The following is a 26,155-nucleotide window of genomic DNA, read 5'->3' as shown; positions in this document are numbered from 1 at the left end:
ACTAGTAGCATTATTTTTTGCTTTGATAAATTAAAGTCCCGAACTTTTTCATCGCACTTGAAGATAAGGTTAATCCTAATCCAGGCTCTTTATTCAATGTTAGCCATCCATTTTTAATTTCAGGTGGGTTAGAAAACAGTTCTGCCTGCAAAGGGTCTCTTTCAGGATCTGGAAAAGATTCGACAATTCTTCCAGCAGGAGAGGAGGCAACTAATTGTGCATGAATATAACAGTCATGATGAGGAGCTACATCTATATGGTTTAATTCACAAAGCGCTGTTAATTTTTTTCCATGGGTAAAACCACCAAACATTGTCACATCAAATTGTAAAATTTGGATAGCACCTTCTTCAATAAAAGAACGGCAACCAAAGCTAGTGATTTCACTTTCTCCTCCTGAGATAGGTATGGATGTTTGTTTAGCTAGTAAAGTAGTTTGCCTTCTATCATCTGCCCATCTTACAGGCTCCTCTAACCAAGTAGGCTTTAACGGCTCTAACAGTTTGCAAGCTTGAATAGCTGTTTTTAAATCCCATGCACGATTGACATCAATCATAAGATCTTTATCTGGGCCAATCACATCTCTAATAATTTGCATTCTCTTTATATCCTCCTCCAAAGACAATCCTCCTACCTTACCCTTAAATCCTTGATGACCCTCTGCAACTAATTTTTGAATCTCATCTTTTAATCGGACATTGTCTTTTCCATCTTGGTAGTAGGCACAAGTAACATAACAAGGTACTTTATCTCTAAAGCCACCAAAAATTTGATACAGGGGAAGACCTGCTTTTTTTCCAATAATATCCCAACACGCAATATCCACTGCAGAAGAGATTCTAATTAAAGCTTCTCTACTCCACTTTTTTTCATTAGAAATTCTTGTGTCAGTTAAATTAAAAAGTTTATTATAAATTTCTTCAGGCTGATATGGATTCATGCCCATGATTTGATCCGCAAGACCATTAGTAAATGGTCTTATAATAGGAGTAATATCTGTGTAGCTAGTAGCCATACCGAATCCTTCAACTCCATCTTTTGTTTTTATTTTAATTAAAAGTTCATTAGCATTAGGAACAATGAAGTGACTGACCCAAAAAGGTTTCTTTTGCTCAGGGCCTTGCAGCTTGTAGATTTCAATATGATCAATTAAATCCATAATTTTTATTTATTATATTTCGATTTGATTAATTATTCAAAACATCATATATACGCGTATGGCAAAATCAAATTCTTTCAAAGCGGGCAGACATTTTTTACAAATTCCAGGACCAACCAATTTACCAGATCGTGTTTTACGAGCGATGGATAGAGCTATCATCGATCATAGAGGACCTGAATTCTCAGAAATAGCAAAAAGAGTTTTAGATAGAGTTAAGCAAGTTTTCAAAACAAAAAACCCGGTAATTATGTATCCAGGATCTGGAACAGGCGCTTGGGAAGCAGCGATTGTAAACACGCTAAATCCTGGCGATAGAGTGTTAATGTTTGAAACAGGGCAATTTTCATCTTTATGGTGGGAAATTGCAGAAAAATTTAAATTAGATGTAGATTTTGTTCCAGGTGACTGGAGAACAGGTGTTGATCCAAAAGTTGTTGCTCAAAAATTAGGGGACGATAAAGATCATAAAATTAAAGCAGTATTTGTAGTGCACAATGAAACATCAACTGGTGTAGCAAGTAAAATTGGTGAAATTAGAAAAGCTATTGATAGTGTTAATCATCCAGCTTTATATATGGTGGATACTATTTCTTCCCTTGCCTCTATTGATTATAAGCACGATGAATGGAAAGTGGATGTAACAGTAGGTGGATCTCAAAAAGGGCTGTTATTACCACCCGGACTTTCTTTTAATGCATTAAGTCCAAAAGCTCTTGAGGCGCATAAGCAAGCAACCATGCCAAAACATTATTGGGATTGGTTACCGATGATAGAAAATAATAAAAACGGATTCTTTCCTTTTACTCCTGCAACTAATTTGGTTTACGGATTAGATGAAGCAATTAACATGTTACTTGAAGAGGGTTTGGAGAATGTTTTTGCAAGACATACAAGACACGCTGAAGCTACAAGAATTGCTGTGAGGGCATGGGGTTTAGAAATCTTATGTAAGAATGAAGATGAATATTCTAACTCGTTAACAGCTGTACTTTTACCAGATGGACATGATGCAGATAACTTTAGAAAAATTGTTCTAGAAGAATTTGATATGTCTCTTGGAATGGGATTAAATAAAGTTAAAGGAAAAGTTTTCAGAATTGGTCACTTAGGTGACTTTAACGACCTAATGTTAGCAGGAACTCTTTCTGGTGTAGAGATGGGTTTAAAGAAAGCTGGAATTCCATATAAAGCAGGTGGAATCATGGCTGCATTAGATTTTTTAGCTAAATAAAATAAATTTACTCACATTTTCCCTTTAAAATAAAAGTTTAAAGACTCGCTTCTTTTCAAGTTTTTTATTAAGTTGTTTTCTTTAATAACTAATAAGGGGAGAATATAATGAAAAACTTAAGCAAACTATTCGCTTTAATCACTTCAGTTATTTTTATTTCTTCAGCTGCGCATTCAGTAGAGTTAAAGTTTGGTCACGTAGGAAAACCAGGTTCTTTATTTACTGCATCAGTTGAGAATTTTGCAAAAATAGCTAACAAGAAATTAGGTAGCAAAGGCAAGATAACTGTCTTTGGATCTTCACAACTTGGAAAAGATAAACAAGGAATGCAAAAACTTAAACTGGGAACAGTTGACATGTGGTTGCCTTCTTCAGTAATGGCTTCTATTCATGATGAGTTCGGTGTATTTGATATGCCTTTCATCATTAAAGATAGAAAGCATATGGCAAAAGTAGAGAAAAATGTTTTGCCTGGTATCTTTAAAAACCTAGAAGCAAAGACTGGTTATAAAATTATCGGTGTTTGGGAAAATGGTTTTAGACACATTACTAACAATGTAAGAGCAATCAACGTTCCTAGCGATCTAAAAGGAATTAAGTTGAGAACTCCTAAGTCTAAGTGGAGAGTAAAAATGTTCCAATCGTACGGAGCAAACCCTACTCCAATGTCTTTTTCTGAAGTGTTTACAGCATTACAAACTGGAACTATGGATGGACAAGAAAATCCTTATGCACAAATTACTAGTGCTAAATTTCAGGAAGTTCAAAAATATCTTTCAATCACAGGTCACGTATACACACCAGCGTACGTAGCAGTTCACAAAAACAGCTACAACAAGCTACCTGCGGATGTAAGAAAGATTTTAGAATCTGCTGCAAAAGAAAACCAAAAGTTCGTTTATAAAACGGCTGCTTCATATGAAAAGTCTATGTTAGGCATTATCAAAAAAGCTGGCGTAAAAGTAAACACTGCAAACAAAGATGCATTTATTAAAGGTAGTAAAGGTATCTATGAAGAGTTTACAAAAGACGTTCCTTCTGGTGGAGCTTTAATTAAAGCAGTTTCATCTTTAGCAAAATAAATTAATTATAAATTTTGGCCCTTAAGTGATTAAGGGCCAATTTTTTTCAAATTTAAAACTTTTAAAAAATACAAAACTACTCTACAAATCTTAAAAAAATTTATTTAAAAAAAATGTTCTCCTCTAATTTTAAAAATTCATATGATACATTTCTTCAATATGTAATGTTTGTCATGATGATAGCTATGGCTGTTACGGTCGTTGTTGGCGTCATTTTTCGCTGGTCTGGCCACGCTTTAGTTTGGTATGATGAAGTGGCATCGGTACAACTTGCTTGGCTTACCTATTATGGATCTGCTTATGCAGCTTTAAAAGGCGCTCATATTGGAGTTCCTAATATAATTAAATCATTTCCTTTAGGTCTTAGAAAAATTTTATGGGTTGTTTCCAAGATTATTATTTACGGGTTTTTCATCTTATTAGCTTATTACGGCTTTAAAGTATTAACGCTCATTCGAGGAGAAACACTGGTAACTTTAGAGTGGGTTCCGCAAATACTTGTGCAATCGGTAATTCCAATCGGTTCTTTGCTTTTTATGCTCTCGGAAACTTTGAGATTAAGAGAAGATTACGAAGATGTAATGTCTGGCAAAAAAAGAGACCCGGAAGCAATTATTGTAGAGGAGCAAAACTAATATGGTTGTTTTGGTTATGTTTCTAGTTCTCTTAACGTTATTAGCAATTAACGTTCCTATTGCCATAGCCCTTGCGGTTACTACTATCATTGCCATGGTCTCGGCCAATGGAACTAATTTTTTAATTGATGCAGCCATTGTTATGTTTGATGGGTCTATGAATTTCCCATTAATTGCTATTCCTTTATTTATTTTGGCAGGTGCAATTATGAATACCTCAGGAATTTCTAGACGTTTAATTAATTTTGCTTCTGCTTTAGTTGGGTTTGTCAGAGGTGGATTGAGCATGGTTAATATTGCAACTTCAATGTTTTTTGCTGAAATTTCTGGTTCTGCAGTTGCTGACGTTGCTGCACTTGGATCTATTTTAATTCCTGCTATGAAGAAAAAGGGTTACACAGGAGCATTTGCGGCTGCTGTTACATCTTCATCCGCTTCATTAGCGGTTATTATACCGCCTTCGATTCCAATGATTTTGTATGCTGTAATGGCACAAACATCCGTAGTTCAATTATTTGTCGCTGGTATAATTCCAGGTATCATTGGTGGTTTTGGATTAATGTTTGTTTCCTATATTTATGCAATAAGAAAAAAACTTCCAATTGAGGAGACTTTTAATTTATCAAATTTAAGGAGAACTGGAAAAGAAGCATCTTTGGCATTTGTGCTTCCTGTAATTATATTGGGAGGTATTTTTGGAGGCTTTGTGACTGCAACAGAAGGAGCCGGTTTAGCGGTTGTTGCTGCTTGTATAATTGGAGCAGTTTATAGAGAGCTCAATTTCAAACAATTTTTTGATGCAACAATTGAGGGTGCCTCATCAACAGCAATTGTGATGTTATTGGTTGCAGCATCTGTTTTAATTGGAGAATTTTTAACTATTGAACAAGTGCCTCAAACAGTAGCAACTTCCATTACAGGATTTACAGACAATAAATTTGTTATTTTGGCAATTTTAAATGTTTTCTTATTAATTATTGGACTTTTTCTTCACTCAGCAGCAGCTATTATTGTAGTTGTTCCCATTGTTATGCCTTTAGTCGCTACAGCTGGAATTGATCCAGTTCATTTTGGAATTATTGTAACATTAAACTTAGCCATAGGTCAGCAAACTCCACCTGTAGCCAGCGTGTTAGTTACCGCCTGCTCAGTAGCAAAAGCAGACATTTGGGAAGTTTCTAAAATTAACGTTATGTTTGTTGCTGTATTATTTGCTGTATTGCTTTTAGTGACCTACGTTCCATTTGTCCCGATGGGATTAGTAGAACATTTTTATAGGTAGTCATGACTGACTTAGTTCAGACGAAACAAATAAACGAATACATTCTTGAAGTTTCATTAAATAGACCTGAAAAGCTAAACGCATTAACCAAGCCTATGTGGAAAAAGCTTGGCTCTATCTTTAGAGACCTAGCAAAGAAAAAAAATAAAGATATTCGATGTGTGGTGATTAGAGGAAAGGGTGGAAAGTCTTTTTCTCCAGGAAATGATATTGGCGAGTTTGCAAAAACTAGATCGAACAGCAAACTTGCAAAAGAGTATGGTAAGCACTTACATGGAACTTTGGCCGCTATACAAGAGTGTCCCATCCCGACAGTTGCTTTGATCGAAGGAATTTGTGTTGGTGGTGGTTTTGAAATTGCAGCCTGCTGTGACCTGAGAATTTGTGGAACCTCTTCTCGTTTTGGTGTTCCTATTAAACGATTAGGACTTACGATGGCTCCAAGAGAAATTCAGGCACTTCTCCAACTGGTAGGAAGATCTGTTACTATGGAGATATTGTTAGAAGGTAAAATCTTTAATTCTAATGAAGCTTACGAAAAAGGAATGGTCAACAGAGTCATGCCAGATCAAGATGTAGAAAAAGAAGCTTACGCAACAGCAGAAAGAATTTGTGATGGTGCACCTATGGTTGCTAGATGGCACAAGGCTTTCGCTGAGGAATTGTTATACAAAGGAAAAATATCTAATAAGCTAAATGATCTTGGTTATAAATGTTATGACACCAAAGATTTTCAAATTGGTTACAAGTCCTTCTTAACCAAAACTAAACCCAAATTTAAAAATAAATAAAATGCCAGGCCCAATACATGGAGTGAAAGTATTGGAACTTGCACAAATTATGGCAGGTCCAACTTGCGGATTGATGCTAGCTGATCTTGGTGCGGAGGTTATTAAAATAGAAAAAATTCCAGGAGGAGATGATACGAGAAGATTTTTACCTCCCGATGTAAATGGAGAAGCTGCAGCGTTTATGATGATGAATCGTAACAAAAGAGGCATGGCTTTAGATTTAAAAACAAAAGAAGGAGTTGAAGTTTTTAAACGACTGGTCAAACAAGCAGATGTAGTCGTTGAAAATTTTAGAAAAGGAACGCTAGAAAAATTGGGAGTGGGGTACGAGGAATTAAAAAAAATAAATCCAAAAATTATACTTTGTGAAATATCAGGCTATGGAAGAACAGGACCTTACGCAGATAAAGGTGGCTTTGATTTAATCGCTCAAGGTATGAGTGGTTTAATGAGTATTACCGGGGAAAGCAAAGGAAAGCCTCCCATGAAAGTGGGTGCTCCGGTTACAGATATTACAGCAGGAATTTTAGCAGCCACAGGAGTGTTGGCCGCATTGGTTTCAAGAGCGACTACAGGAGTAGGGCAACGAGTAGATACCTCTTTGTATGAAGCAGGAATTGTTCATACCTATTGGCAATCTGCTATTGCTTCAGCTACAGGAGTAGCGCCAGGACCATTAGGATCTGCACATCCTTTGACCGCACCGTACCAAGCTTTTCAAACCAAAGACAAATGGATTACGGTAGGAGCATCCAATCAAAACACATGGTTAAAACTGATTGATGCATTAGAAGTAAAAGAACTTCAAGAGAATGAAAAGTTTAATAGCAATGCCAATAGAATGCAAAATGTTACAGAGTTAACGGAATTATTAAAAAAAGAACTAGAAAAAAAAACATCCGCAGAATGGCTAAAGTTGTTTGATGAAAAGGGCTTACCTTGTGGACCGATTAATACTGTCACAGAAATGTTTGAAGATCCTCAAACTAAAGAGAGAAAAATGATTGTAGATGTTAAAAATAAAAAGGCAGGATCCTTTAAAGCGATAGGAATGCCTATTAAATTTTCAGAGACGAAAGTAGAAGACACTAAAGAGTCTCCAACGTTTGGTCAGCACACCAAACAAATATTGCTAGACCACGGTTTTAAAAGTGAAGAAATAGATTCTCTGATGAAGCAAGGGGTCGTCAGTTAATATCTTTTATCTGATTTTCCTTTAGAGAGTTTGACGGGGTATTTTTTAATATTTTTGATCATTTTTTTATGAAAACTTTTTTCAATATCAATGTTCATTTTTTGAGAAATTCTTATTAGATAGAAAAAGATATCAGCAATTTCATCTGCTACTTTTTCTTTATCTACTTTTTTCAAATCACTTTCTTTTAGCCACTGAAAAATTTCGACTAACTCAGAAGCTTCAACGGATAAAGCCATAGATAAGTTTTTGGGAGAGTGAAATTGTTCCCAATCTCTAGCTTTCACGAAGCTTTTGATCTTTTGGTTAATTTTCTTTAAATCCATTGAAAGTAGTTAGTAGAATAAAATGCAGTATAATTGATAATACAATCTATTTTGTTATATGTTATTTTCTATGTTCCAGCAAAAAAATATTAATATATTCAAAATTTATATAATATTTCTTTTCTTATTAAGTTCATACTATTTATCAGCCGTTTATTTATCTAGCGTGAATAACGCAATGTCAGAGTGGGTTATTAACTATGGAGGTGGTTTTGTAAGAAGAGGTTTAATTGGAGAGTTTATTTTTCAACTTTCTTCTGTTTCCAATCTAAATCTGAGAGATTGTTTTCTAATATTTCAAATTTTATCATATTTTTTTTATTACACTTTAATTTACTGGTTGTTTAAAGATTTAAAGAAAAATTTTCTAATTATCTTAGCTGTATTCTCTCCTGTTTTTTTTTCATTCGGTCTTTATGAATTAGAAGCCTTGGGTCGAAAAGAAATACTAATGTACGTTTTTTTTTCTTATAATTTTTATCTTTTTTACAAATATAAGAATATCAATTTGAATTATATTTATACTTACTTGTCACTATTCATCTTAATGTTAACGCACGAATCTGTTGTATTTTATTTTTTATTTTATCTTTTTTTCTTTGCTGTCTTGGATAAAAAAAAAAATTGGAGATTTTACTTACTAAGCGGCATATTAATATCCATAGTTATTTTTCTATCATTGGCTATTTATTTAAATCCCCACTCAAGCTTCGACAACGCAGAAATGTGCAAGAGACTGCTAAATATTTCAAATGAACATTGTGGTCTTGGTGCAAACTTTACCACAGCTAGTATTTCTCGTCATATTGGTGAAGTTCACTGGAAATTGGTAGATTTTAAAAACTATTTTTTCATTTTTATTTTTGGATTCACAGCAATATTTTTATTAATATATAAAAGCAAACTAGTAACAAACAATCTATTTGTAAAAAAAAATACATTCATTCCTATAATTTTTTGCTCATTACCACCTATGCTTCTTTTTTTGATAGCCGTTGATAGTGGTCGGTGGACAAGCATGCTTTATCACATGATTGCGATAACATATTTCGGATTGATTAAACTAAAAGAGATAGAAATCAGCCAAAATTTTAAATCCAAATATTTTATTTTTGATAAATTTAAAAATAAATTATTATATCTTGTAATATTTTTTTTATGCTTTGGCTGGAGTCCAAAAGCTGTATATCACGAAAGTTTTGGAACTTTTCCTGCATACAGAATGATTGCTAAAGCTTATAAGTTTTTACCTGATTTTAAACAACCAAATCATTTTTTCACAAAATATTTTTAATTGTTTTTGTCGATAATAATTTTCTTAAATAATTTTATATACAACAAGTAAAAAAATTGGACAACCAAGTTAAGCAAAACTTTCTTGTTCATTTTGCTTTTATTACTTATTCTTCTGTCAAATTTGATGATTTTATCAAATGATTTTAATTTTATATTAGTGCAGTACAATATGTTTAAAAGTATTTTGTACCCACTGGGATAATAAAAAAACTTAAAATTATTAAATATTGTTTTTCTGAATATAAAAAAACCACTCAAAGGATCAGCTGTTTTTTTTTCGAGAAAGATATTAATCAAAAAAATAATTATTAATGAAGAGTATTTTCTTAAAAAATTAAAATCTTTATTTTTTAACTTATTAAATTTTCTACAGCATATGCCAATATCATAATTATATGAGTTAAGCTTTTTATATAAGCCTGGTATATATTTTGGGTTATGCTGCAAATCTCCATCCATTATTAAACATGTGTTGTATTTAGATTTTTCAATTCCCATAAAGCAAGAATTCATTAAATCTCTATTTTTTTTTCTTCTTATTAAAAATTGCGTATTGTATTTTTTTTAACAAATTTTAATGAATGAATAGATCCATCGTTAGAATTGTCATCAATGAAAATAATTTCAGTTTTTATTTTTTTTTTATATTATTTAATTTTTTAGCAAGAGTAAGAATGTTCTTGTTCTCATTGTAAACAGGAATGATAATACTAAGGCCTGGTGTATTGTAATGTTGCAATATATTTATTTTCTTTAAGTTAATTTAAAATTATATAATAAATTTATACTAATGTTTAAAATACATAAAAAATTTGAGAAGACCACTCATTACATTACTGATCTAAAATTGTGCCAAGTAAGACTTCAAGATAATAGAAAGTTTCCCTGGATTATGCTGATACCCAAAAGAAAAGGTGTAGGGCAGATTTTAGATTTAAATAGAAAAGATCAAATTCAATTAATGGATGAAATTCAATATTGTAGCAAGATTATGAAAAAGAATTTCAAATGTGCCAATCTAAATGTAGAAAAAGTTGGTAACATCGTACCTCAATTGCACATTCACATTGTGCCAAGACATAAAAAAGATCCTACCTGGCCTTTGTCGATTTGGGTTATTAAAGGGAAACCTTATACCAAACTAGCCCTAGCTAGCATGCTAGATAAGTTAAAAAAAATTATCTAAATGCTTAGTTATAGGCACGGCTTTCATGCTGGAAACTTTGCAGATGTGTTTAAGCATTTTCTTCTGACCTATCTTTTAAAACAACTAAAACAGAATAAGCCCTTTTCTTTTATTGATCCTTTTGCAGCAGCAGGAAAATATTCATTAAAAGATCCGTTTATGGAAAAAAATAAAGAATATTTAAATGGAATTTATAAAGTGCTGTCTTCTAAAATTAACGACCCTTTTATTCAGGATTATTTAGACCTCGTGAGTCAAACGAACCCAAATAAGCATGGAAATAAGCTATCCATTTATCCAGGATCGTGTTTTTTGTCCCTTTTGGCCTTGGATAGTGAAGATAAAATTTATCTATCAGAACTACACAATAATGAATTTGAGATTTTAAAGAACAATTTTAGTCAAGATAAAAGAGTAACCATTGAAAAGAAAGATGCCTACGCTTCTCTAGATCAAATGATTACTTCTTATCAAGGAACTAGATTAGTTCTAATTGATCCTTCTTATGAAGTTAAAAATGAATATGAAAAAGTAGCCAAATTAATTAGACATAATTCTAAACAGTTTCCGAATGTCTGTTATATGGTTTGGTATCCAGTGTTAGAATCGGAGAAGACAGATCGTTTTGTTAATCAACTTTTGAATGCAAAGATTAACAACACCACTCATATTCATATTGAATTGAATAATTCTTTCTTACGTATGCAGGGCACAGGTTTTTTTATTATTAATGCTCCAATCAACATGAAAAGAGATGTTTCAAATGGACTTGATATTTTGTTAGAAATTCTTAAAGATCCCATTCAAGCAGCCAAAATAAATTATAATGTTTTTTAAACGATTGTTTTCTAGCAGCAATTTAGAACTTCAAGTGAATGATGGCGGTAGAGCTGCGGCAGGATACAAAGGAAAAGCAGGGGATTGTGTGGTTAGATCCATTGCGATTGCAACCGGCATTGCTTACTCCGAAGTGTATGAGGATTTGTATAAAGAAAATGAAGAGTTTCGAAATACTTCCAGAACTAAACTTGCCAAAAGCTTAAAACAAAAGAATGATAGCCCTAGATCGGGAACACATAGAGTAGTATTAAAAAAATATTTACAAAAATTGGGTTGGAACTGGACCCCCACCATGTTTATAGGCCAGGGTTGTAAAGTTCATTTAAAAAAAGAAGAGTTACCCATGGGAACTTTGATTGTTTCTTGCTCAAAGCATATTACTGTTGTGAAAGATGGAGTGCTTCATGACACTTATGACTGCTCTAGAAATGGAACTCGTTGTGTTTATGGATACTGGACGAAAGGGTATTAAATTTTTTGGTCGTATTCACCAATTTTGCCGGTCTTTTGTAATAGATCATCGATAAAATCAAAAATCTTTTTCTTTCTCTCATCCGAAGTTGGGCTCTCCGTTACCACCACTAAAGAAGGCTTGTTTGATGATGCTCTAATAAGCCCCCAAGAACCATCTTCTAGTGAAAATCTAACACCATTAACTGTTAATACATCCGTGATAGCTTGACCATCTATCTTAGTAGTTTTTTTTAAATCTTCTACTTGTTTTACCAAGTCTTCAACTACTTTATATTTTTCTTCATCTTTGCAAAAAGGTGCCATGGTTGGAGTTTGATAGGTTTTTGGCAATTCATTTATAAGATCATTCATCTTTTTATCTTGATGATCCAGTAAGTGACAAACTTGAATAGCAGAATTAATTCCATCATCATAACCAAAACCTAACGGCTGATTAAAAAAGAAGTGACCACTTTTTTCAAATCCCGCTAATGCTTTTTCTTTATTCACTTTTCTTTTAATATGAGAGTGCCCAGTTTTCCAATAAACAGTTTCACAATTATGTTCTTGTAACACTTTATCATGGGCAAATAGTCCTGTTGACTTAACATCGACTATAAATTTTGATCCTTTATGTTTGGGAGCGAGGTTTCTTGCAATCAGAAGTCCAATTTTATCTGAGAATATTTCTTCACCTAAATTATCAATAACACCTACACGGTCTCCATCCCCATCAAAACCAAATCCTACGTCTGCATTATTTTCTTTCACCGCTTTTGCTATCGCATGCAGCATTTCTAAATCTTCTGGGTTAGGATTGTATTTTGGAAAAGTAAAATCTAAGTTACAATCCAGCTCTACTACTTCACAACCAATACCTCTTAAAATATCCGGTGCAAATATTCCTGCAGTCCCATTTCCACAGGCAACTACTGCTTTAATTTTTTTTTAATTTTATTTTTAGAAACTAAATCGTTGGTATAAATTTCTTTAAACCCTTTTATTTCTTTGTAGCTTCCTTGATCTAATTTAAATTTTTGATTTAGAACAATATCTTTTAATTCTGCCATCTCTTCTGGCGCGTGAGTTAATGCTTTTTCAATTCCCATTTTAACACCAGTCCAACCATTTTCATTATGACTTGCAGTAACCATCGCAACTGCGTCTGCATCTAATTCAAACTGTGCAAAATAAACCATTGGGGAGAGTGAGAGACCCACATCTTCCACAGCGCATCCTGCTTGAATCAATCCTTCAATAAGAGATTTTTTAATGTCCTCACTGTACGATCGGTAGTCATGTCCAACGACCACTCTTGGATTTTTTTTGGTTCGACTTACAATTTGAGTTCCAAGACCCATACCCAGGTGTTTGATTCCCTCCAAATTGATGTCATCTGGATAAAGCCATCTAGCATCGTATTCTCGAAAGCCATTTTGATTCACAATAAGGTTGAAATTGTTCATAAGATAATTTTCAATGTTTATAGTAATTTATTTAAGTAGGGTAATTTTCTTGTAGATTTTTTACTTTGTTCATTATATGTTCTCTTGATCAGCTATAATTAATGGTATATCAATGTTTTATAACCACAACATGTAGTTGTTTTAATTAATAAACGTAATAATTGGGAGATTATGCAAGAAAATTTAGCTCTGGCAATACAAAATGCTGTTGAAAACGATACTTCAAACATCATTAAGAAGTCAAATGAGAACCTTCAAGATCTAAAAAGACCTGATTTATTCTCGTTATCCAATGATACAGAACTTTTTCAAAATGAAAAAGGAATCACCATTCGAATCGATAGAAGTAGAGATTCGAAATTAACAGATTTCGGTAAAGCTACCTTAGTAGATAGATATTTAAACGAAGGAGAATCGTACCAAGATTTATTTGCAAGAGTGGCAAGTACCTATGCGGACGATAATCTTCATGGACAAAGAATTTATAATTACATGAGTAACTTATGGTTTATGCCATCTACTCCTGTTCTTTCTAATGCTGGAACAGAAAGAGGTCTTCCTATTTCTTGTTTCTTAAACGAAGCATCTGATTCATTAAATGGAATCGTAGATCTTTGGAGCGAGAATGTATGGCTTGCTGCTAAAGGTGGTGGAATTGGAAGTTACTGGGGAAACCTACGTTCGATTGGCGAACAAGTTGGAAGAGTAGGAAAAACTTCTGGGATTATGCCTTTCATTAAAGTGATGGACTCTTTAACTCTTGCAATTAGTCAAGGTTCATTAAGAAGAGGATCTGCTGCTTGTTATTTACCTATTGATCATCCTGAGATCGAAGAATTTATTGAAATGAGAAGACCAACCGGTGGAGATCCAAACCGTAGAGCTTTAAATTTACATCATGGAGTTTTAGTGACTGATGCTTTCATGAGAGCAGTGGAGCTTGATGAGCAGTGGCCTTTAAAAAGCCCCCACGACGGAACAGTTCAGTCTTCTATGTCTGCAAGAAATTTATGGATTAGACTTCTTACTGCAAGAGTAGAAACGGGAGAGCCTTACATTGTGTTTATCGACACGGTGAATAGAATGATCCCACAACATCATAAGCTTGCAGGTCTTACTGTAAAAACTTCAAACTTATGTAGTGAAATTACTCTTCCTACAGGAATTGATAAATCGGGTAGAGATAGAACAGCGGTTTGTTGTTTATCTTCTTTGAATCTAGAAACTTATGACGAGTGGAAAGATGAAAAAATCATGCTCGAAGATATCATGAAATTTTTAGACAATGTGTTGACTGATTTTATTACAAGAGCTCCAGAATCGTTCTCTGATGCAACGTATGCAGCAATGAGAGAACGAAGTGTGGGTCTTGGTGTGATGGGTTTTCATTCCTTCTTACAAAAAAATTCTATTCCGATTGAATCGGTGATGGCAAAAGTTTGGAATAATAAAATGTTCAAACAAATTGATAAGGAAGTGAATGCCGCTTCTGTAAAACTTGCAGAAGAAAGAGGCCCCTGTCCTGACGCGGCGGACTATGGAATTATGGAGCGTTTTTCTAATAAAACGGCCATAGCACCAACCGCTTCCATTTCTATTATCTGTGGTGGAGCATCACCTGGAATTGAGCCAGTAGCTGCAAACAGTTATACCCACAAAACTCTTTCTGGATCATTCAACGTACGAAACAAGTATTTAAAACAAATTCTTGCAAAGTATGAGAAAGATACAGATGAAGTGTGGTCTTCTATTACAACTAACCAAGGTTCTATTTCACATCTAAATTTCTTATCTGATTTAGAAAAAGATGTGTTTAAAACTGCTTTTGAAATTGATCAACGTTGGTTGATCGATCACTCAGCAGACAGAACTCCTTATGTATCTCAAGCACAATCATTAAATGTGTTTTTGCCAGCAGATGTTCATAAGAAAGATCTTCACCAAATCCATTTTCAAGCTTGGAAAAAGGGTTTGAAAAGCATGTATTATTGTAGATCTAAATCTATTCAACGTGCAGAAGTAATCAACCAAACCGTGGCAAATGCCGCTAAAAATCAACCAGCAGAAGCCTCTAATGGCGAAGCAGCAAATTATGAGGAGTGTTTATCATGTCAGTAGCCCCAAAAGTACCAGAAGTTCAAGCAAAAACAATCATCGGAGCAAATTATTGCGAAGAAGAAGGATTGTTAAAAGAAAAGATTGTTTACAAACCATTTAGATATCCTTGGTGTTACGATGCATGGTTAACTCAACAAAGAATTCACTGGTTGCCAGAAGAAGTTCCTTTAGCAGAAGATGTTAGGGATTGGCAAAAAAAATTATTACCACATGAAAAAAATCTTCTTACTCAAATTTTCAGATTTTTTACCCAAGCCGATGTGGAAGTAAATAACTGTTACTTAAGACACTACACAACTGTATTTAAACCAACAGAAGTTCTAATGATGATGACGGCATTTGCTTCTATGGAAACAGTTCACGTTGCTGCGTACTCTCACTTACTTGATACGATCGGAATGCCAGAGACAGAATATTCTGCATTCTTAAAGTACAAAGAAATGAAAGATAAGTATGATTACATGCAAAACTTTAACATGGGTGATAAAAGAGAAATCGCTAAAACAGTTGCTGTATTCAGTGCATTTACTGAAGGACTTCAGTTGTTTGCTAGTTTTGCAATCCTACTTAACTTCCCAAGATTTAACAAAATGAAGGGAATGGGCCAAATTGTTACTTGGTCAGTTAGAGATGAAACACTTCATTGTAATTCCATGATCAAAATTTTCAATACATTCTGTGATGAAAATCCTGGATTGTTGGATGACAGCTTGAAAAAAGAAATCTATGAAGCATGCTCCACGATCATCGAGCACGAAGATGCTTTCATTGATTTAGCTTTTGAAATGGGAGACATTGAAGGTCTTAAAGCTGAAGAAGTTAAAAAATATATCAGATGGATTGCAAACCGAAGATTAGCACAGCTTAGATTGAATGATCTTTATGAAGTGAAGGAAAATCCACTAACTTGGTTAGATGATATGTTGAATGGAGTAGAACACATGAACTTCTTTGAAGGTAGAGCTACAGAATACTCTAAAGCTTCTACTAAAGGTTCTTGGGTTGAGGCATTCGACTTTACCAAGTAATTTTTTTTGATCACATATAAGAATTATTGGAGAAAAACTGGACTTAAAAAACCATTTGGAGATTTTGTTTTAAACCACATCGGTCAATTTGAAGTCCAGAATTTTCTAGAAGTAGGAGTTTTTTGCGGAGTGACCGCTAGAAATGTTTGTGAGTTTTTAAATAGAAAAAATAGTGGAAATTTTAAATATTTTGGAATTGATTTGTTTGGCTCTGAAAAAAAAAGCCATGATGATGAAATCGAACCTAATTTTTTAGAAAGTCAAAAATTTTCCAATCCGTTAAAAAATATTTACTACAACTTTATTAAAAAAGAAAATTTAAATTCATTGGAAAGTGTTAGTAAATTATTAGAAAGTTTTACTCACCAAGTTACATTGTTAAAAGGAGATTCTAGAGAAAATTTAACAAAAGTTCCTTTGGCTGAAATTGATTATGTTTTTTTAGATGGTGGTCATAGCTATGGAACTGTTATTAGCGACTTAACGTTATTGTTTCAGGGACTTAAAAAAAATTCTACAATTCTATGTGATGACTATTCTGAGAATTTTTGCATTCCAGAAGTAAAAAAAGCAATCGATGACTTTGCTAACCAAAACTCTCTTAAAATTGACACTTTAGCAAATCGTTTTGCTCAAATATCCATTTAAACAATACTTGTAAACTCAGTAGATCTGTTAATATGTTTTTTATGCATAAACTATTTTTTCTATTAGTTTTTATATGTACTTCAGTTTTTGCCGAGCCTATTTATCACGAAAAAAAATATCCTGATGGAAAAGGTCCATTTCCAACTGTTTTAATATTACACACTAGTGGAGGATTTAGGGTTGGTGAAATAAAAAACTGGTCATCTTTTTTTTTAAAGGAAGGTTATGCTATTTATGCACCAAATTTTTTTGAACGTCATGGAATAACACCTAAAAAAAGAAAGTTAACTTTTACAAAATTTAGAAAACCTATTGAAAAAAATCTCACAGAAATAGTCGAGATTATGAAAAAAGATCCAAAAGTAGATTCGAAAAATATATTTGCAGTAGGATTTTCTAATGGAGGTTTTTGGGCAACTTTCATGGCTGGCACCAAGCAAGTAAGTGCATCTTCAAGTCATTATGGTGTATGGCAATTTGGTCCAAGTGCAACAGCTGATTTAAGAGGATATCCTGTAAAATATATAAAAAAAGACACAAACCCTTTGTTGATACTACATCCGAAGAAAGACCAAGTACAAAAATATAAATGGGTAAAATCTTATATAACCAAAGTTGCCAAAAAAAGTTCGAAAGTAGAAGTTCATTATTACAAAAAAGGCGGCCATGCATGGCATAATAAAAAATACAAAAAAGGCGTCGGGTATAATAGGGAAATTTACGAAGATGCCATGGCCAGAACCATTACTTTTTTTAATAAATATAAAAAATAATTTTTAATTGTTTCAATTATAAAATTCTGAAATAACCCTCTAATCAAATTTGTTATTTTTTTTAAGATTATTTTCCAATGAGTAAAAAACTATTTTCTTTTATCTGTGCTATCTCTTGTTCTTTTATATGGGGAAGTGCTTTTGTAGCTCAGGATATGGGCATGGATCATATTGGTCCCTTTACTTTTACCGGAGCAAGAATGGTGATTGCTTTTTTATGTCTTTTGCCATTTTTTTTTATTTATGAGTTTAGTGATATTAAAAAAACAAAAACTAATTCTAAAATTATTGTTTCTTATATAGTTCTTTTGGGTTTTTTACTTTCTGCTGGAATGTGTCTCCAGCAATTTGCATTGTTACGCACCGATGTTGCCAACACTGCCGTCTTTACTATTTTATATGTAGTGCTAGTTCCCTTTGTGGCTTATTTTCTTTTTTCCAAAAATATACACTGGTCGATATGGCCTTCTGTCCTAATGTGTTTATTGGGTGGTTTTTTGTTAACCGAACTTGATGATGTTACTATTAGAGCAGGAGACACGCTATCCGTAATTAATGCTTTTTTTTGGGCATTTCATATTGTTTTTATTTCAAAGTTTTTAAGGATATTTAACTATCCCATTACTATTGCAGCATTCCAATGTTTGGTTGGTGCAGTAGTTGCTCTGGTACCGGCATATATTTTTGAAGAGATAGTTTTTTCCAATATCTTATTAGAATGGAAGGAGTTGTTTTATGTAGGAGTAATATCTAGCGGTATAGCTTTTTTACTTCAAATTTATGCACAACAAAATTTAAACCCAGCACCAGTTGCAATCATACTTTCTCTAGAAGGAGCCATTGCAGCAATTTTTGGTTGGATATTATTAGATCAGTTTTTAAATGAAATAAAAATTCTTGGAATAATAGTAATTTTGATAGCGGTTATTTTTGCACAAATAGTACCGTTGAGAAATAATAAAAGCAAACCTAAATTTTATAATTAAAATGTTCTTATCTATTCGGAGTATTCCTAAGGTTTCATGGAGTTCTAATAATCCATTAAATTACAAACCTAAGATTTCTACATTTCTATTTTTGTGTATTGGACTTTCTCTTTTTGGTTTGGGGGAGGGATTGATTATGATTTCTTATATAGGAAATTCACCCTGGCAAGTATTAGCCCAGGGTATTGCTTTGCACGCTAATTTTTCCATAGGATTTATAACCTTTCTAATAAGTATTTCCGTATTATCTCTTTGGATATTTTTAGGACAAAAACCAGGCATGGGGACTTTTTTAAATGCTATCATTATTGCAGCAATGATTGATCTTTCTATAGCTTTCATCCCCACACCAGAATTATATATATCTAAATTTTTAATGTTAGTTTGTGGAGTGTTACTTGTCGGATTTGGAAGTGGTTTATATTTAATTGCTAACTTAGGGCCAGGTCCAAGAGATGGGTTAATGACCGGCCTCCAAAGAAAAACCAACCTACCTATTGCTGTAGTAAGAGCTTTTATTGAAATAACAGTAGCTACGGTTGGTTGGTATTTAGGGGGAACTTTAGGTGAAGGCACTCTTTTGTTTGCCTTTGGAATTGGACCTGCTGTTGCTTTGGGATTGTTTTTAGTTTCAAGATTTTACGCTAAAAATTAGCCATAGGCATGCTTGAAATTAGTGAAAAGATTTTTTTTAAATCAAGTTCTTGAGATTTGAGTTTGATCAATCCATCTAATCCAATCAAAACAATATTTGCAGCTGGAATTTCCTTTGGTTTATTGAGAAAATTAAAACAAATAACTTCTATTTTGCTCTTTTTAATTTCTATTCTTGATTTTTCTAAAATAAACTTTGCTTGAACGGTATTAAAGGTATTCTCCCCTATAAGAAGAATTCTTTTTTTCCATAAAAATTGATCTAAATCCAAAATGTTGTCAGTTAATTTTTCTGTGTGGACTTCCAGCATATTTAGAAAGGGGTCTTATCAGCTTGTTGCTAGATAGTTGTTCCATGATATGGGCACACCATCCAGTTATTCTTGAAACAACAAAAATTGGAGTGAAAAAATCTATATCAAATCCCATTAATTGATAAGCAGGTCCTGCTGGAAAATCTAAATTGGGTTTGATTTTTTTTTCTCTTAACATCGTATTCTCTAAAATCTTTGAAATTTTTGGCAACTCTTTGTTTTGATAAAACTCAGCTGTTTTGTAATAGTATTCAGTCATAGTAGGAACTCTAGAGTCGCCATCTCTATAGACCCTATGACCAAACCCCATAATTAATTCTTTATTTTTGATTTTATTTAAAATGAACTCTTCAGCTTTATCTGCAGAGCCAACTTCATTTAACATATGGGCCACCGCCTCATTGGCACCACCGTGTAATGGACCTTTCAGACTGGCAATTCCACCCACTACCGCTCCATGCATATCGGAAAGACTACTAGTGATAACGCGCGATGTAAATGTAGATGCGTTAAAGCTGTGTTCTGCATAAAGAATCATTGAAACATCAAAAGCTTTTACCACCTCTGGGCTTGGAACTTTTCCAAACGACATATGAAAGAAGTTTTCGCTAAAACTCAAACTAAGATCTGGGTTAATTATTTCTTGACCCTTTCTAATTCTAAAATTTGCTGCTACCGCAGTTGAAATTTGAGCTAATAATCTCATAGATTTCCTCATATTAGATTCTGGAGAATTGTCTTCGGTATCAGGATCTTCTAACCCCATGTGACTCACTGTAGTCCTAGTTGTATCCATAGGATGGGCATTGTTAGGGTAATTTTTTATAGTATTTTTTAGAGTATCACTAATATTCCTATTAGTTCTTTCGTACTCCTCAAAAGCTTTTAATTCATCTGGATTTGGTAATTCACCATGAAGAAGTAGATATGCTACTTGTTCAAAATTACATTTTGCACACAATTCTTGGACAGCATAACCTCTATACGTAAGAGAGTTGATTTCAGGCATAACCTCGGAAACTTTAGTTTCATCAGAAACAACTCCTACCAAGCCTTTTTTAATTTCATCGCTCATTTATTCATGACCCTTAGTGCCAAAATTAAAAACTGATTGATCAAATTCTCCATATTTTTCATAATCAACTAGTTCATATAGTCTTTTTCTAGTTTGCATTTTATCAATAACATTATTTTGATGACCTTCTTTAAAGATTTGTTTTAACCCGTCTTCAACATTTTTGAGTGCTAATCGTTGTGTAGTTACTGGATAAATAACAATATTATACCCTAAATTTTCCAGTTGCTCTTTAGTCAGCAGTTTAGACTTTCCAAACTCAGTCATATTTGAAAGTAAATAAACCTTTATTTTTTTTCTAAATTCTTCAAATTCTTTTTCATCTTTTAAAGCTTCAGGAAAAACAATGTCAGCACCAGCATCTACATATGCTTGAGCTCTTGCAATAGTTTTTTCTAATCCTTCAACAGCATTAGCATCTGTTCTTGCAATAACCTGAAAGTTACTATCTTTTTTAGCTTTAACTGCAGCTTTAATTTTTTTTACCATTTCTTCTGTCGAAACTAGATCTTTGTTATCAAGATGACCACATCGTTTAGGATTCATTTGATCCTCAATGTGACAACCAGATATTCCAAGTCCTTCTATAGTCTCAATTGTTCTTGAAACATTCATTGCTTCACCAAAGCCTGTATCAATATCTATAATAGTTGGAAGGTTAGTTGCTCTTGCAATTTGATGAGATTTATTTGAAACATCATGCAAAGTAGTAAGCCCAATATCTGGCATGCCAAGATCGTTAGCCATTACTCCTCCAGAGACATAAACTCCATCATAGCCAATTTCTTCAATTAGTTTTCCAACCAAAGCATTATAAGCACCAGGAAATCTTAGTAAGTTTCCAGTCTTTAGTTTTGTAACTAGATCTTCTCTTTTTTGCTTAGGTTCTTTTTTAATAAAATGCATAAGACGTACTTATAGAGGTTTTTTTTGCGATTCCCAAAAACTTTTTTAAATATTAAGGATTTTTTTAGATAAATCTTTTATTTCTTCAAAAGTACCAACCAAATGATCATGAAAAATCTGATCATAGTTTTTTTCTGTATAGCCACCTTTTATTAAAATAAATTTAACCTTAGCAGCTTTGGAAGCTTCAGCATCAGTTTCACTATCACCTATCATAATAGAGTTTTCAATTGGTATATTTAAGATTTCTAAAATAGAAGTTATGTGTTGTGGATTAGGCTTTCTGTAATTAAATGTATCAGCGCCAGCTATAAAATCAAAATAATCATAGAGTTTAATTTCTTTTAAAAGCTTGATGGTAAGGTGCTCCATTTTATTAGTGCAAACAGCTAAATGAATTTTTTGATCTTTGCACCACTTTAAATAATCTATTACCCCAGGATTAATAACAGAACCTTTACAAATATTTTTGCTATAAAAGTCTATAAACTCCACGGTCATTTCTTTTTGAGTCTTTTCATCAATTTTATTTTCAGTTTTTGTGTTACGAGAATTGGCTGATCGCATAAGCATAGTTGCAGCACCTCTTCCTGCCAAATACCTAATGTCACTTAATGGTTTTTTTTCAAATCCATATTTTTCCATAACATGATTATGTGCTGACATTAAATCTGGAGCAGTTTCAACTAAAGTTCCGTCGAGATCAAAAAGAATGGCTTTATTTATCATTTATTAAAGTTTTAGTAGGCAATAATTAGTGAGTTAAGATACTTTTTTCATTATTATATGAAGCAAGTGAAAATGGCAAACAATCTACATATTCTTATATTGGCAGCAGGCAAGGGAACTAGAATGAAGTCTGAAACTCCTAAAGTTATGCATACTCTAGGAGGAACTCCTATGATTGATCATGTTATTATCAAAGCAAAATTACTAAAGCCCTTTAAGATTTCTATTATGATTAATAAAAGTTTATCAGGAATAAAAAAAAATATCCCGATTTACAAATGCTTCTGCAGGAACCTCAACTAGGAACGGGTCATGCAGTACAAATATTTCAAAAAAAAAACAAACTGAAAAATAGCAAGTTAATAGTTTTGTATGGAGACAATCCTTTAATTGATTTTTATGATTTAAAAAATATGAATAAGCAGTTAGCCAAAAACGACGTTGTTATAATGGGCTTTAAACCAAAAGTTAATACTGGGTATGGAATTGTAGTTGAGAAAAAAGGGAAAGTTTCAGAGATTGTTGAGTTTAAAGATGCATCTGCAATTCAAAAAAAAATCAAAACTTGCAATTCTGGAATCATGGCGTTCAGCTCAAAAGCCTTGCAATTAGTCACTCAAATTAAAAATAATAATGCTAAAAAAGAGTTTTATTTGACCGACATTGTAAAACTATCAAAAAAGTATAATCATAAAATCAAGCTCATTAATGCAAAAGATGCTAAAAGCGCTTTAGGAATTAATGATATGAATGAGCTTGGAATAGCAGAAACTATTATGCAAAATCAATTACGTAACAAAGCTATGAAGCAAGGAGTTCAAATGATTGCTCCTGAAACTGTTTTTTTATCTAAGGATACAACATTTGGAAAAAATGTTAAAATTGAGCCGCATGTCGTAATTTCATCCAAAGTTAAAATTGGAAATGATGTTGTTATTCGTTCTTTTTCTCACATTGAAGGTGCTGTAATCAAAAATAAAGTTTCCATCGGACCGTATGCTAGAATTAGACCTGGAACAGTACTAGAAAACAATTCAAAAATTGGTAACTTTGTAGAGACTAAAAATTCTAAAATTAATAAAAATTCTAAAATTAATCACCTCTCCTATATTGGGGACGCTATGATTGAAGAGGATGTTAATATTGGTGCTGGCACTATCACTTGCAATTATGATGGAGTTAAAAAAAGCAAAACATTGATTAAAAAAGGATCTTTTATAGGATCCAATAGTTCTTTAGTTGCTCCTGTAACTGTAGGTAAAAATTCTATTATTGGAGCAGGGTCGGTGATCACGAAAAATGTTCCGGACAATACCTTGGCACTTACCAGGGCTGAGCAAAAAAAAATAAAGTTAAACAATAAAAAACAAAAAAAATAAATGTGTGGAATTATAGGAATTGCCAGCTCAAAGCCTGTTGTAAGCAATATTATTAGTTCGTTAAAAAAATTAGAGTATAGAGGTTACGATTCAGCAGGTATTGCTACATTTTCAAATAATTTTATTGATGAAATTAAATGTGAAGGAAGAGTGAATAAATTAGAAAAAATCTGTTCCAAAAAAACGTTTGCTGGAATAGTTGGTATTGGCCATGTTCGATGGGCCACTCATGGCATTCCCAATGAGATTAATGCTCATCCACATTCTAACGAAAGTGTCTCGGTAGTTCACAATGGTATTATTGAAAACTCAACTATTTTAAAAAAATTATTAGAAAAAAAAGGTTACAAATTTAAATCACAAACAGACACGGAAGTTATTACCGCTTTACTTTCAGAAAATTTAAAAAAAAATACACCTCTTGTAGCTATTCAAAAAACATTAGAAAAGTTGCATGGAAGCTACGCTTTGGGGATTTTGTTTAAAGACAATCCTGATTTAATTGTAGGAGCTAGAAGAGGCTCGCCCTTAGCGGTGGGTTATGGGCACAATGAAAACTATTTAGGTTCAGATTCTTACGCTTTAAAATCGATGACCAACAAGATTTCTTATTTAGAGGACGGTGAAATTTGCTTATTAACAAAAGACAATGCTGAATTTTACAATTCCAAAGGAAAAAAAATTAATAAAAAAATATTAACCCTATCAGAAGAGTCAGAAAGTTATGAAAAAGGTGACTTTAAAACTTTCATGCAAAAAGAAATTTTTGAACAACCCGACACAGCCAAATCTTGTATTAATGAATACGTAGATCATTTGAGAGATGATATTAATATTTATAATCTTCCTTGGGATATTCAAAAAATAGATTCGATTACGTTAATTGGTTGCGGTACTGCTTACCATGCTTGTATGATTGCTAAATATTGGTTAGAGGAACTAACTTCTTTAGATGTTGTAATTGATATAGCTTCTGAATTTCGTTACAAAACTAACAAATTTAAAAAAAATAACTTATATATTTTTGTTTCTCAATCGGGAGAAACAGCAGATACTTTTGCTGCTTTAGAGCTTTGTAAAAAAAATAAAATGAAAACATTGAGTATTGTCAATGTAGTCGAAAGCTCTATTGCAAGAAATTCTGATCTTGTACTGCCCATTCATTGTGGCGCAGAAATTGGGGTAGCTTCCACAAAAGCTTTTACTGGACAAATGCTAGTTTTGTATATTCTTACTTTAAAAATTTCTTTTTTAAAAAAAGATATTAATAAAAAAACGTTCGAGCAGAAAATAAAAGAACTAAAAAAGCTACCCAAGTTAATCAAGTCAACCTTATCAGTAGAGTCAGAAATTGAAAATATTAGCAATACCTTTGCCAATGCAAAGGGCTCCATGTTTCTTGGAAGAGGTTTTGCTTATCCCGTAGCAATGGAAGGGGCCCTTAAGTTAAAAGAGTTATGTTATGTTCATGCCGAAGGTTACCCAGCAGGTGAAATGAAACACGGTCCTTTAGCATTAATAGAAGAAGGAATACCAGTAGTAGTACTTGCACCAAGAGATAAGTATTATGAAAAAACTTTATCAAATATGCAGGAAGTTATATCGAGGGGTGCAAAAGTTCTATTGATAAGCAATAAAAGCAAAGATGAGATTAGTAGCGAAAATGTTTGGAAGACTATCGAAGTAGAAAAAACATCAGACGAACTATTGCCGTTTTTATTAACATTGCCCTTGCAGATTCTTGCCTTTCATTCTGCAAAAAACAAAGGGTACGACATTGACAAGCCTAGAAATTTAGCAAAATCAGTGACGGTTGAATAGATTTGGATGAATCTTTATTTTTACGCATCTAAAATTATAACTCCATTAATTTTACCTAGTAATTTTTTTATTTTTGCACTCATTATTTTTTTTTATTTAGGCATTGTTAAGAAAAATGAAAGGTTTAAAAAAATATTTTGTTTTTTTTTCTTATTCTTTTCATGCATATCTTTATTTCCTTTAGGAAAAAACTTAATTCATCATGGTCTAGAAAAAGATTATAAAAATAGCAAACTTCCAAATCATATTGATTATATTTTTGTTCCTAGTGGTAGTAGAGAGAGAATAGTTCAAGCAATTAATATTAAAAACAACTACTTGCCTAAGAAAGTTCAAATTCTATATTCTAGTGGAAACACATCCCTAGACACTAAGAATAAAGAAAACCCAGAATCTGAGTTTGTGCAAACAATAATATCAAATTCAAATATAGAAAAAAAAGACATTATTTTTTTACCCAGCGCAAGGAATACTATTGAAAACTTTAAGCAACTAAAGTTTTTCTTAACAAATAAAAAAAATAAAAAAGTTTTATTAGTAACAAGTGCTTTTCACATGAAACGATCTTTAATGATAGCTAAAAAGTATGATATTAAAATACAAGGGTTTCCTTCTTTTTTTTATATTTCGAGTGATTATTCTAGTTTAATCAACTCCTATCAAAATTTAAGAATTCAAAATAATTTATACTATTTTGATATTTTTTTTAGAGAGCTTGTTGGTATTTTTTTAGTAAAAATTATGCTTTAATTGTAAAAAAATTTTAAATAGAATAAATA

Annotated in this window: 27 protein-coding genes and 1 pseudogene; 20 read left to right on the top strand and 8 right to left on the bottom strand. The window is 32.6% G+C overall.

Annotated features, from left to right (window positions below; genetic code table 11):
• Positions 1–10: 10 nt before the first annotated feature.
• Complete coding sequence (locus SAR11G3_RS06160; protein WP_013695940.1) at positions 11–1,159, bottom strand: mandelate racemase/muconate lactonizing enzyme family protein; 1,149 nt, start codon at positions 1,157–1,159, stop codon at positions 11–13.
• A 58-nt stretch (positions 1,160–1,217) separates the two neighbouring features.
• Between SAR11G3_RS06160 and SAR11G3_RS06155 the strand changes: the two genes are divergently transcribed.
• The 6 genes from SAR11G3_RS06155 to SAR11G3_RS06130 all read left to right on the top strand — a co-directional run bounded on the left by SAR11G3_RS06155 (position 1,218) and on the right by SAR11G3_RS06130 (position 7,378).
• Complete coding sequence (locus SAR11G3_RS06155) at positions 1,218–2,393, top strand: pyridoxal-phosphate-dependent aminotransferase family protein (RefSeq protein ID WP_013695939.1); 1,176 nt, start codon at positions 1,218–1,220, stop codon at positions 2,391–2,393.
• A 107-nt stretch (positions 2,394–2,500) separates the two neighbouring features.
• Positions 2,501–3,475, top strand: a complete 975-nt coding sequence (locus SAR11G3_RS06150) for a TRAP transporter substrate-binding protein (protein WP_013695938.1) — start codon at positions 2,501–2,503, stop codon at positions 3,473–3,475.
• A 113-nt stretch (positions 3,476–3,588) separates the two neighbouring features.
• The gene (locus tag SAR11G3_RS06145) at positions 3,589–4,110 is read left to right on the top strand and encodes a TRAP transporter small permease (protein WP_013695937.1); all 522 of its coding nucleotides are present in this window, start codon (positions 3,589–3,591) and stop codon (positions 4,108–4,110) included.
• Position 4,111: 1 nt separating this feature from the next.
• On the top strand, positions 4,112–5,392 hold the full coding sequence (locus SAR11G3_RS06140; RefSeq protein WP_013695936.1) for a TRAP transporter large permease: 1,281 nt from the start codon (positions 4,112–4,114) through the stop codon (positions 5,390–5,392).
• Between the two features lie 2 nt (positions 5,393–5,394).
• Positions 5,395–6,183 (top strand): enoyl-CoA hydratase/isomerase family protein, encoded by a 789-nt coding sequence (locus SAR11G3_RS06135; protein WP_013695935.1) that lies wholly within the window; start codon positions 5,395–5,397, stop codon positions 6,181–6,183.
• A 1-nt stretch (position 6,184) separates the two neighbouring features.
• Positions 6,185–7,378 carry a CaiB/BaiF CoA transferase family protein gene (locus SAR11G3_RS06130; RefSeq protein ID WP_013695934.1) on the top strand — a complete coding sequence of 398 codons (1,194 nt, stop codon included), beginning with the start codon at positions 6,185–6,187 and terminating at the stop codon, positions 7,376–7,378.
• Here SAR11G3_RS06130 and SAR11G3_RS06125 read toward each other — a convergent pair.
• Positions 7,375–7,704: a nucleotide pyrophosphohydrolase gene (locus tag SAR11G3_RS06125; protein ID WP_013695933.1), complete on the bottom strand. Its 330-nt coding sequence runs from the start codon at positions 7,702–7,704 to the stop codon at positions 7,375–7,377. The two genes, SAR11G3_RS06130 and SAR11G3_RS06125, sit on opposite strands and share 4 nt — an antisense overlap.
• Before the next feature lie 178 nt (positions 7,705–7,882).
• On the opposite strand from SAR11G3_RS06125, the gene SAR11G3_RS06120 reads away from it, so the two are divergent.
• Entirely contained in the window at positions 7,883–8,998 is a 1,116-nt protein-coding gene (locus tag SAR11G3_RS06120; RefSeq protein ID WP_013695932.1) for a hypothetical protein, read from the top strand.
• Here the strand turns inward: SAR11G3_RS06120 and SAR11G3_RS06115 are convergent.
• On the bottom strand, positions 8,995–9,513 hold the full coding sequence (locus tag SAR11G3_RS06115; protein ID WP_013695931.1) for a glycosyltransferase: 519 nt from the start codon (positions 9,511–9,513) through the stop codon (positions 8,995–8,997). The two genes, SAR11G3_RS06120 and SAR11G3_RS06115, sit on opposite strands and share 4 nt — an antisense overlap.
• Before the next feature lie 277 nt (positions 9,514–9,790).
• Here SAR11G3_RS06115 and SAR11G3_RS06110 point away from each other — a divergent pair, with 277 nt between their 5' ends.
• From SAR11G3_RS06110 to SAR11G3_RS06100, 3 genes are read left to right on the top strand one after another with little or no spacing between them, the layout of a single operon-like run.
• Positions 9,791–10,186, top strand: a complete 396-nt coding sequence (locus SAR11G3_RS06110; protein ID WP_041862402.1) for an HIT family protein — start codon at positions 9,791–9,793, stop codon at positions 10,184–10,186.
• Positions 10,187–11,023, top strand: coding sequence for a 23S rRNA (adenine(2030)-N(6))-methyltransferase RlmJ (locus SAR11G3_RS06105; RefSeq protein ID WP_013695929.1), 837 nt, complete (start codon positions 10,187–10,189; stop codon positions 11,021–11,023).
• Complete coding sequence (locus SAR11G3_RS06100; RefSeq protein ID WP_013695928.1) at positions 11,013–11,498, top strand: hypothetical protein; 486 nt, start codon at positions 11,013–11,015, stop codon at positions 11,496–11,498. Before SAR11G3_RS06105 ends, SAR11G3_RS06100 begins: the two co-directional genes overlap by 11 nt.
• Here SAR11G3_RS06100 and SAR11G3_RS07940 read toward each other — a convergent pair.
• Positions 11,495–12,945 (bottom strand): annotated as a pseudogene (locus SAR11G3_RS07940) (phosphomannomutase/phosphoglucomutase). The gene SAR11G3_RS06100 and the pseudogene SAR11G3_RS07940 sit on opposite strands and share 4 nt — an antisense overlap.
• A gap of 171 nt (positions 12,946–13,116) precedes the next feature.
• Between SAR11G3_RS07940 and SAR11G3_RS06090 the strand changes: the two are divergent.
• The 6 genes from SAR11G3_RS06090 (at position 13,117) to yczE (ending at position 19,153) form a co-directional block, all read left to right on the top strand.
• On the top strand, positions 13,117–15,063 hold the full coding sequence (locus SAR11G3_RS06090) for a ribonucleoside-diphosphate reductase subunit alpha (RefSeq protein ID WP_013695925.1): 1,947 nt from the start codon (positions 13,117–13,119) through the stop codon (positions 15,061–15,063).
• Positions 15,054–16,091, top strand: coding sequence for a ribonucleotide-diphosphate reductase subunit beta (locus tag SAR11G3_RS06085; protein WP_013695924.1), 1,038 nt, complete (start codon positions 15,054–15,056; stop codon positions 16,089–16,091). Before SAR11G3_RS06090 ends, SAR11G3_RS06085 begins: the two co-directional genes overlap by 10 nt.
• Positions 16,092–16,097: 6 nt before the next feature.
• Entirely contained in the window at positions 16,098–16,739 is a 642-nt protein-coding gene (locus SAR11G3_RS06080) for a class I SAM-dependent methyltransferase (protein WP_013695923.1), read from the top strand.
• Between the two features lie 41 nt (positions 16,740–16,780).
• Positions 16,781–17,512, top strand: coding sequence for a dienelactone hydrolase family protein (locus tag SAR11G3_RS06075; protein ID WP_158304712.1), 732 nt, complete (start codon positions 16,781–16,783; stop codon positions 17,510–17,512).
• 77 nt (positions 17,513–17,589) lie between these two features.
• Positions 17,590–18,498 carry a DMT family transporter gene (locus SAR11G3_RS06070; protein ID WP_013695921.1) on the top strand — a complete coding sequence of 303 codons (909 nt, stop codon included), beginning with the start codon at positions 17,590–17,592 and terminating at the stop codon, positions 18,496–18,498.
• Between the two features lies 1 nt (position 18,499).
• On the top strand, positions 18,500–19,153 hold the full coding sequence (yczE, locus tag SAR11G3_RS06065) for a membrane protein YczE (RefSeq protein WP_041862399.1): 654 nt from the start codon (positions 18,500–18,502) through the stop codon (positions 19,151–19,153).
• Here the strand turns inward: yczE and SAR11G3_RS06060 are convergent.
• Genes SAR11G3_RS06060 through SAR11G3_RS06045 form a run of 4 tightly spaced genes read right to left on the bottom strand, consistent with a single transcriptional unit; the run spans position 19,143 to position 22,176 of the window.
• Positions 19,143–19,463 (bottom strand): hypothetical protein, encoded by a 321-nt coding sequence (locus tag SAR11G3_RS06060; RefSeq protein WP_013695918.1) that lies wholly within the window; start codon positions 19,461–19,463, stop codon positions 19,143–19,145. The genes yczE and SAR11G3_RS06060 overlap by 11 nt on opposite strands.
• The gene (locus SAR11G3_RS06055; protein WP_013695917.1) at positions 19,432–20,541 is read right to left on the bottom strand and encodes a bifunctional 2-methylcitrate synthase/citrate synthase; all 1,110 of its coding nucleotides are present in this window, start codon (positions 20,539–20,541) and stop codon (positions 19,432–19,434) included. The genes SAR11G3_RS06060 and SAR11G3_RS06055 overlap by 32 nt, the downstream gene beginning before the upstream one ends.
• The gene (gene prpB, locus SAR11G3_RS06050; RefSeq protein WP_013695916.1) at positions 20,542–21,447 is read right to left on the bottom strand and encodes a methylisocitrate lyase; all 906 of its coding nucleotides are present in this window, start codon (positions 21,445–21,447) and stop codon (positions 20,542–20,544) included.
• A gap of 45 nt (positions 21,448–21,492) precedes the next feature.
• A complete protein-coding gene (locus SAR11G3_RS06045) occupies positions 21,493–22,176 on the bottom strand; it encodes an HAD family hydrolase (RefSeq protein ID WP_013695915.1) in 684 nt (227 codons plus the stop codon).
• A 72-nt stretch (positions 22,177–22,248) separates the two neighbouring features.
• Here SAR11G3_RS06045 and SAR11G3_RS06040 point away from each other — a divergent pair, with 72 nt between their 5' ends.
• The 4 genes from SAR11G3_RS06040 to SAR11G3_RS06025 are packed head-to-tail and all read left to right on the top strand — an operon-like array spanning position 22,249 to position 26,126.
• Positions 22,249–22,479, top strand: coding sequence for an NTP transferase domain-containing protein (locus tag SAR11G3_RS06040; RefSeq protein ID WP_013695914.1), 231 nt, complete (start codon positions 22,249–22,251; stop codon positions 22,477–22,479).
• On the top strand, positions 22,455–23,555 hold the full coding sequence (gene glmU / locus SAR11G3_RS06035; RefSeq protein ID WP_013695913.1) for a bifunctional UDP-N-acetylglucosamine diphosphorylase/glucosamine-1-phosphate N-acetyltransferase GlmU: 1,101 nt from the start codon (positions 22,455–22,457) through the stop codon (positions 23,553–23,555). The genes SAR11G3_RS06040 and glmU overlap by 25 nt, the downstream gene beginning before the upstream one ends.
• Positions 23,556–25,376, top strand: coding sequence for a glutamine--fructose-6-phosphate transaminase (isomerizing) (gene glmS, locus SAR11G3_RS06030; protein WP_013695912.1), 1,821 nt, complete (start codon positions 23,556–23,558; stop codon positions 25,374–25,376). It abuts the gene before it with no gap.
• 6 nt (positions 25,377–25,382) lie between these two features.
• The gene (locus SAR11G3_RS06025; RefSeq protein WP_013695911.1) at positions 25,383–26,126 is read left to right on the top strand and encodes a YdcF family protein; all 744 of its coding nucleotides are present in this window, start codon (positions 25,383–25,385) and stop codon (positions 26,124–26,126) included.
• The last annotated feature ends 29 nt before the right edge of the window (positions 26,127–26,155 follow it).

Source organism: Candidatus Pelagibacter sp. IMCC9063 (assembly GCF_000195085.1).
Lineage (GTDB): Bacteria > Pseudomonadota > Alphaproteobacteria > Pelagibacterales > Pelagibacteraceae > IMCC9063.
This window is presented reverse-complemented; position numbering and strand designations above follow the sequence as displayed.

Excerpts from the sequence above, each read along its gene's own strand:
- SAR11G3_RS06160 (WP_013695940.1), bottom strand. The coding sequence starts at position 1,159 with ATGGATTTAATTGATCATATTGAAATCTACAAGCTGCAAGGCCCTGAG.
- SAR11G3_RS06155 (WP_013695939.1), top strand. The coding sequence starts at position 1,218 with ATGGCAAAATCAAATTCTTTCAAAGCGGGCAGACATTTTTTACAAATT.
- SAR11G3_RS06150 (WP_013695938.1), top strand. The coding sequence starts at position 2,501 with ATGAAAAACTTAAGCAAACTATTCGCTTTAATCACTTCAGTTATTTTT.
- SAR11G3_RS06145 (WP_013695937.1), top strand. The coding sequence starts at position 3,589 with ATGTTCTCCTCTAATTTTAAAAATTCATATGATACATTTCTTCAATAT.
- SAR11G3_RS06140 (WP_013695936.1), top strand. The coding sequence starts at position 4,112 with ATGGTTGTTTTGGTTATGTTTCTAGTTCTCTTAACGTTATTAGCAATT.
- SAR11G3_RS06135 (WP_013695935.1), top strand. The coding sequence starts at position 5,395 with ATGACTGACTTAGTTCAGACGAAACAAATAAACGAATACATTCTTGAA.
- SAR11G3_RS06130 (WP_013695934.1), top strand. The coding sequence starts at position 6,185 with ATGCCAGGCCCAATACATGGAGTGAAAGTATTGGAACTTGCACAAATT.
- SAR11G3_RS06125 (WP_013695933.1), bottom strand. The coding sequence starts at position 7,704 with ATGGATTTAAAGAAAATTAACCAAAAGATCAAAAGCTTCGTGAAAGCT.
- SAR11G3_RS06120 (WP_013695932.1), top strand. The coding sequence starts at position 7,883 with ATGTCAGAGTGGGTTATTAACTATGGAGGTGGTTTTGTAAGAAGAGGT.
- SAR11G3_RS06115 (WP_013695931.1), bottom strand. The coding sequence starts at position 9,513 with ATGAATTCTTGCTTTATGGGAATTGAAAAATCTAAATACAACACATGT.
- SAR11G3_RS06110 (WP_041862402.1), top strand. The coding sequence starts at position 9,791 with ATGTTTAAAATACATAAAAAATTTGAGAAGACCACTCATTACATTACT.
- SAR11G3_RS06105 (WP_013695929.1), top strand. The coding sequence starts at position 10,187 with ATGCTTAGTTATAGGCACGGCTTTCATGCTGGAAACTTTGCAGATGTG.
- SAR11G3_RS06100 (WP_013695928.1), top strand. The coding sequence starts at position 11,013 with ATGTTTTTTAAACGATTGTTTTCTAGCAGCAATTTAGAACTTCAAGTG.
- SAR11G3_RS06090 (WP_013695925.1), top strand. The coding sequence starts at position 13,117 with ATGCAAGAAAATTTAGCTCTGGCAATACAAAATGCTGTTGAAAACGAT.
- SAR11G3_RS06085 (WP_013695924.1), top strand. The coding sequence starts at position 15,054 with ATGTCAGTAGCCCCAAAAGTACCAGAAGTTCAAGCAAAAACAATCATC.
- SAR11G3_RS06075 (WP_158304712.1), top strand. The coding sequence starts at position 16,781 with ATGCATAAACTATTTTTTCTATTAGTTTTTATATGTACTTCAGTTTTT.
- SAR11G3_RS06070 (WP_013695921.1), top strand. The coding sequence starts at position 17,590 with ATGAGTAAAAAACTATTTTCTTTTATCTGTGCTATCTCTTGTTCTTTT.
- yczE (WP_041862399.1), top strand. The coding sequence starts at position 18,500 with ATGTTCTTATCTATTCGGAGTATTCCTAAGGTTTCATGGAGTTCTAAT.
- SAR11G3_RS06060 (WP_013695918.1), bottom strand. The coding sequence starts at position 19,463 with ATGCTGGAAGTCCACACAGAAAAATTAACTGACAACATTTTGGATTTA.
- SAR11G3_RS06055 (WP_013695917.1), bottom strand. The coding sequence starts at position 20,541 with ATGAGCGATGAAATTAAAAAAGGCTTGGTAGGAGTTGTTTCTGATGAA.
- prpB (WP_013695916.1), bottom strand. The coding sequence starts at position 21,447 with ATGCATTTTATTAAAAAAGAACCTAAGCAAAAAAGAGAAGATCTAGTT.
- SAR11G3_RS06045 (WP_013695915.1), bottom strand. The coding sequence starts at position 22,176 with ATGATAAATAAAGCCATTCTTTTTGATCTCGACGGAACTTTAGTTGAA.
- SAR11G3_RS06040 (WP_013695914.1), top strand. The coding sequence starts at position 22,249 with ATGGCAAACAATCTACATATTCTTATATTGGCAGCAGGCAAGGGAACT.
- glmU (WP_013695913.1), top strand. The coding sequence starts at position 22,455 with ATGCTTCTGCAGGAACCTCAACTAGGAACGGGTCATGCAGTACAAATA.
- glmS (WP_013695912.1), top strand. The coding sequence starts at position 23,556 with ATGTGTGGAATTATAGGAATTGCCAGCTCAAAGCCTGTTGTAAGCAAT.
- SAR11G3_RS06025 (WP_013695911.1), top strand. The coding sequence starts at position 25,383 with ATGAATCTTTATTTTTACGCATCTAAAATTATAACTCCATTAATTTTA.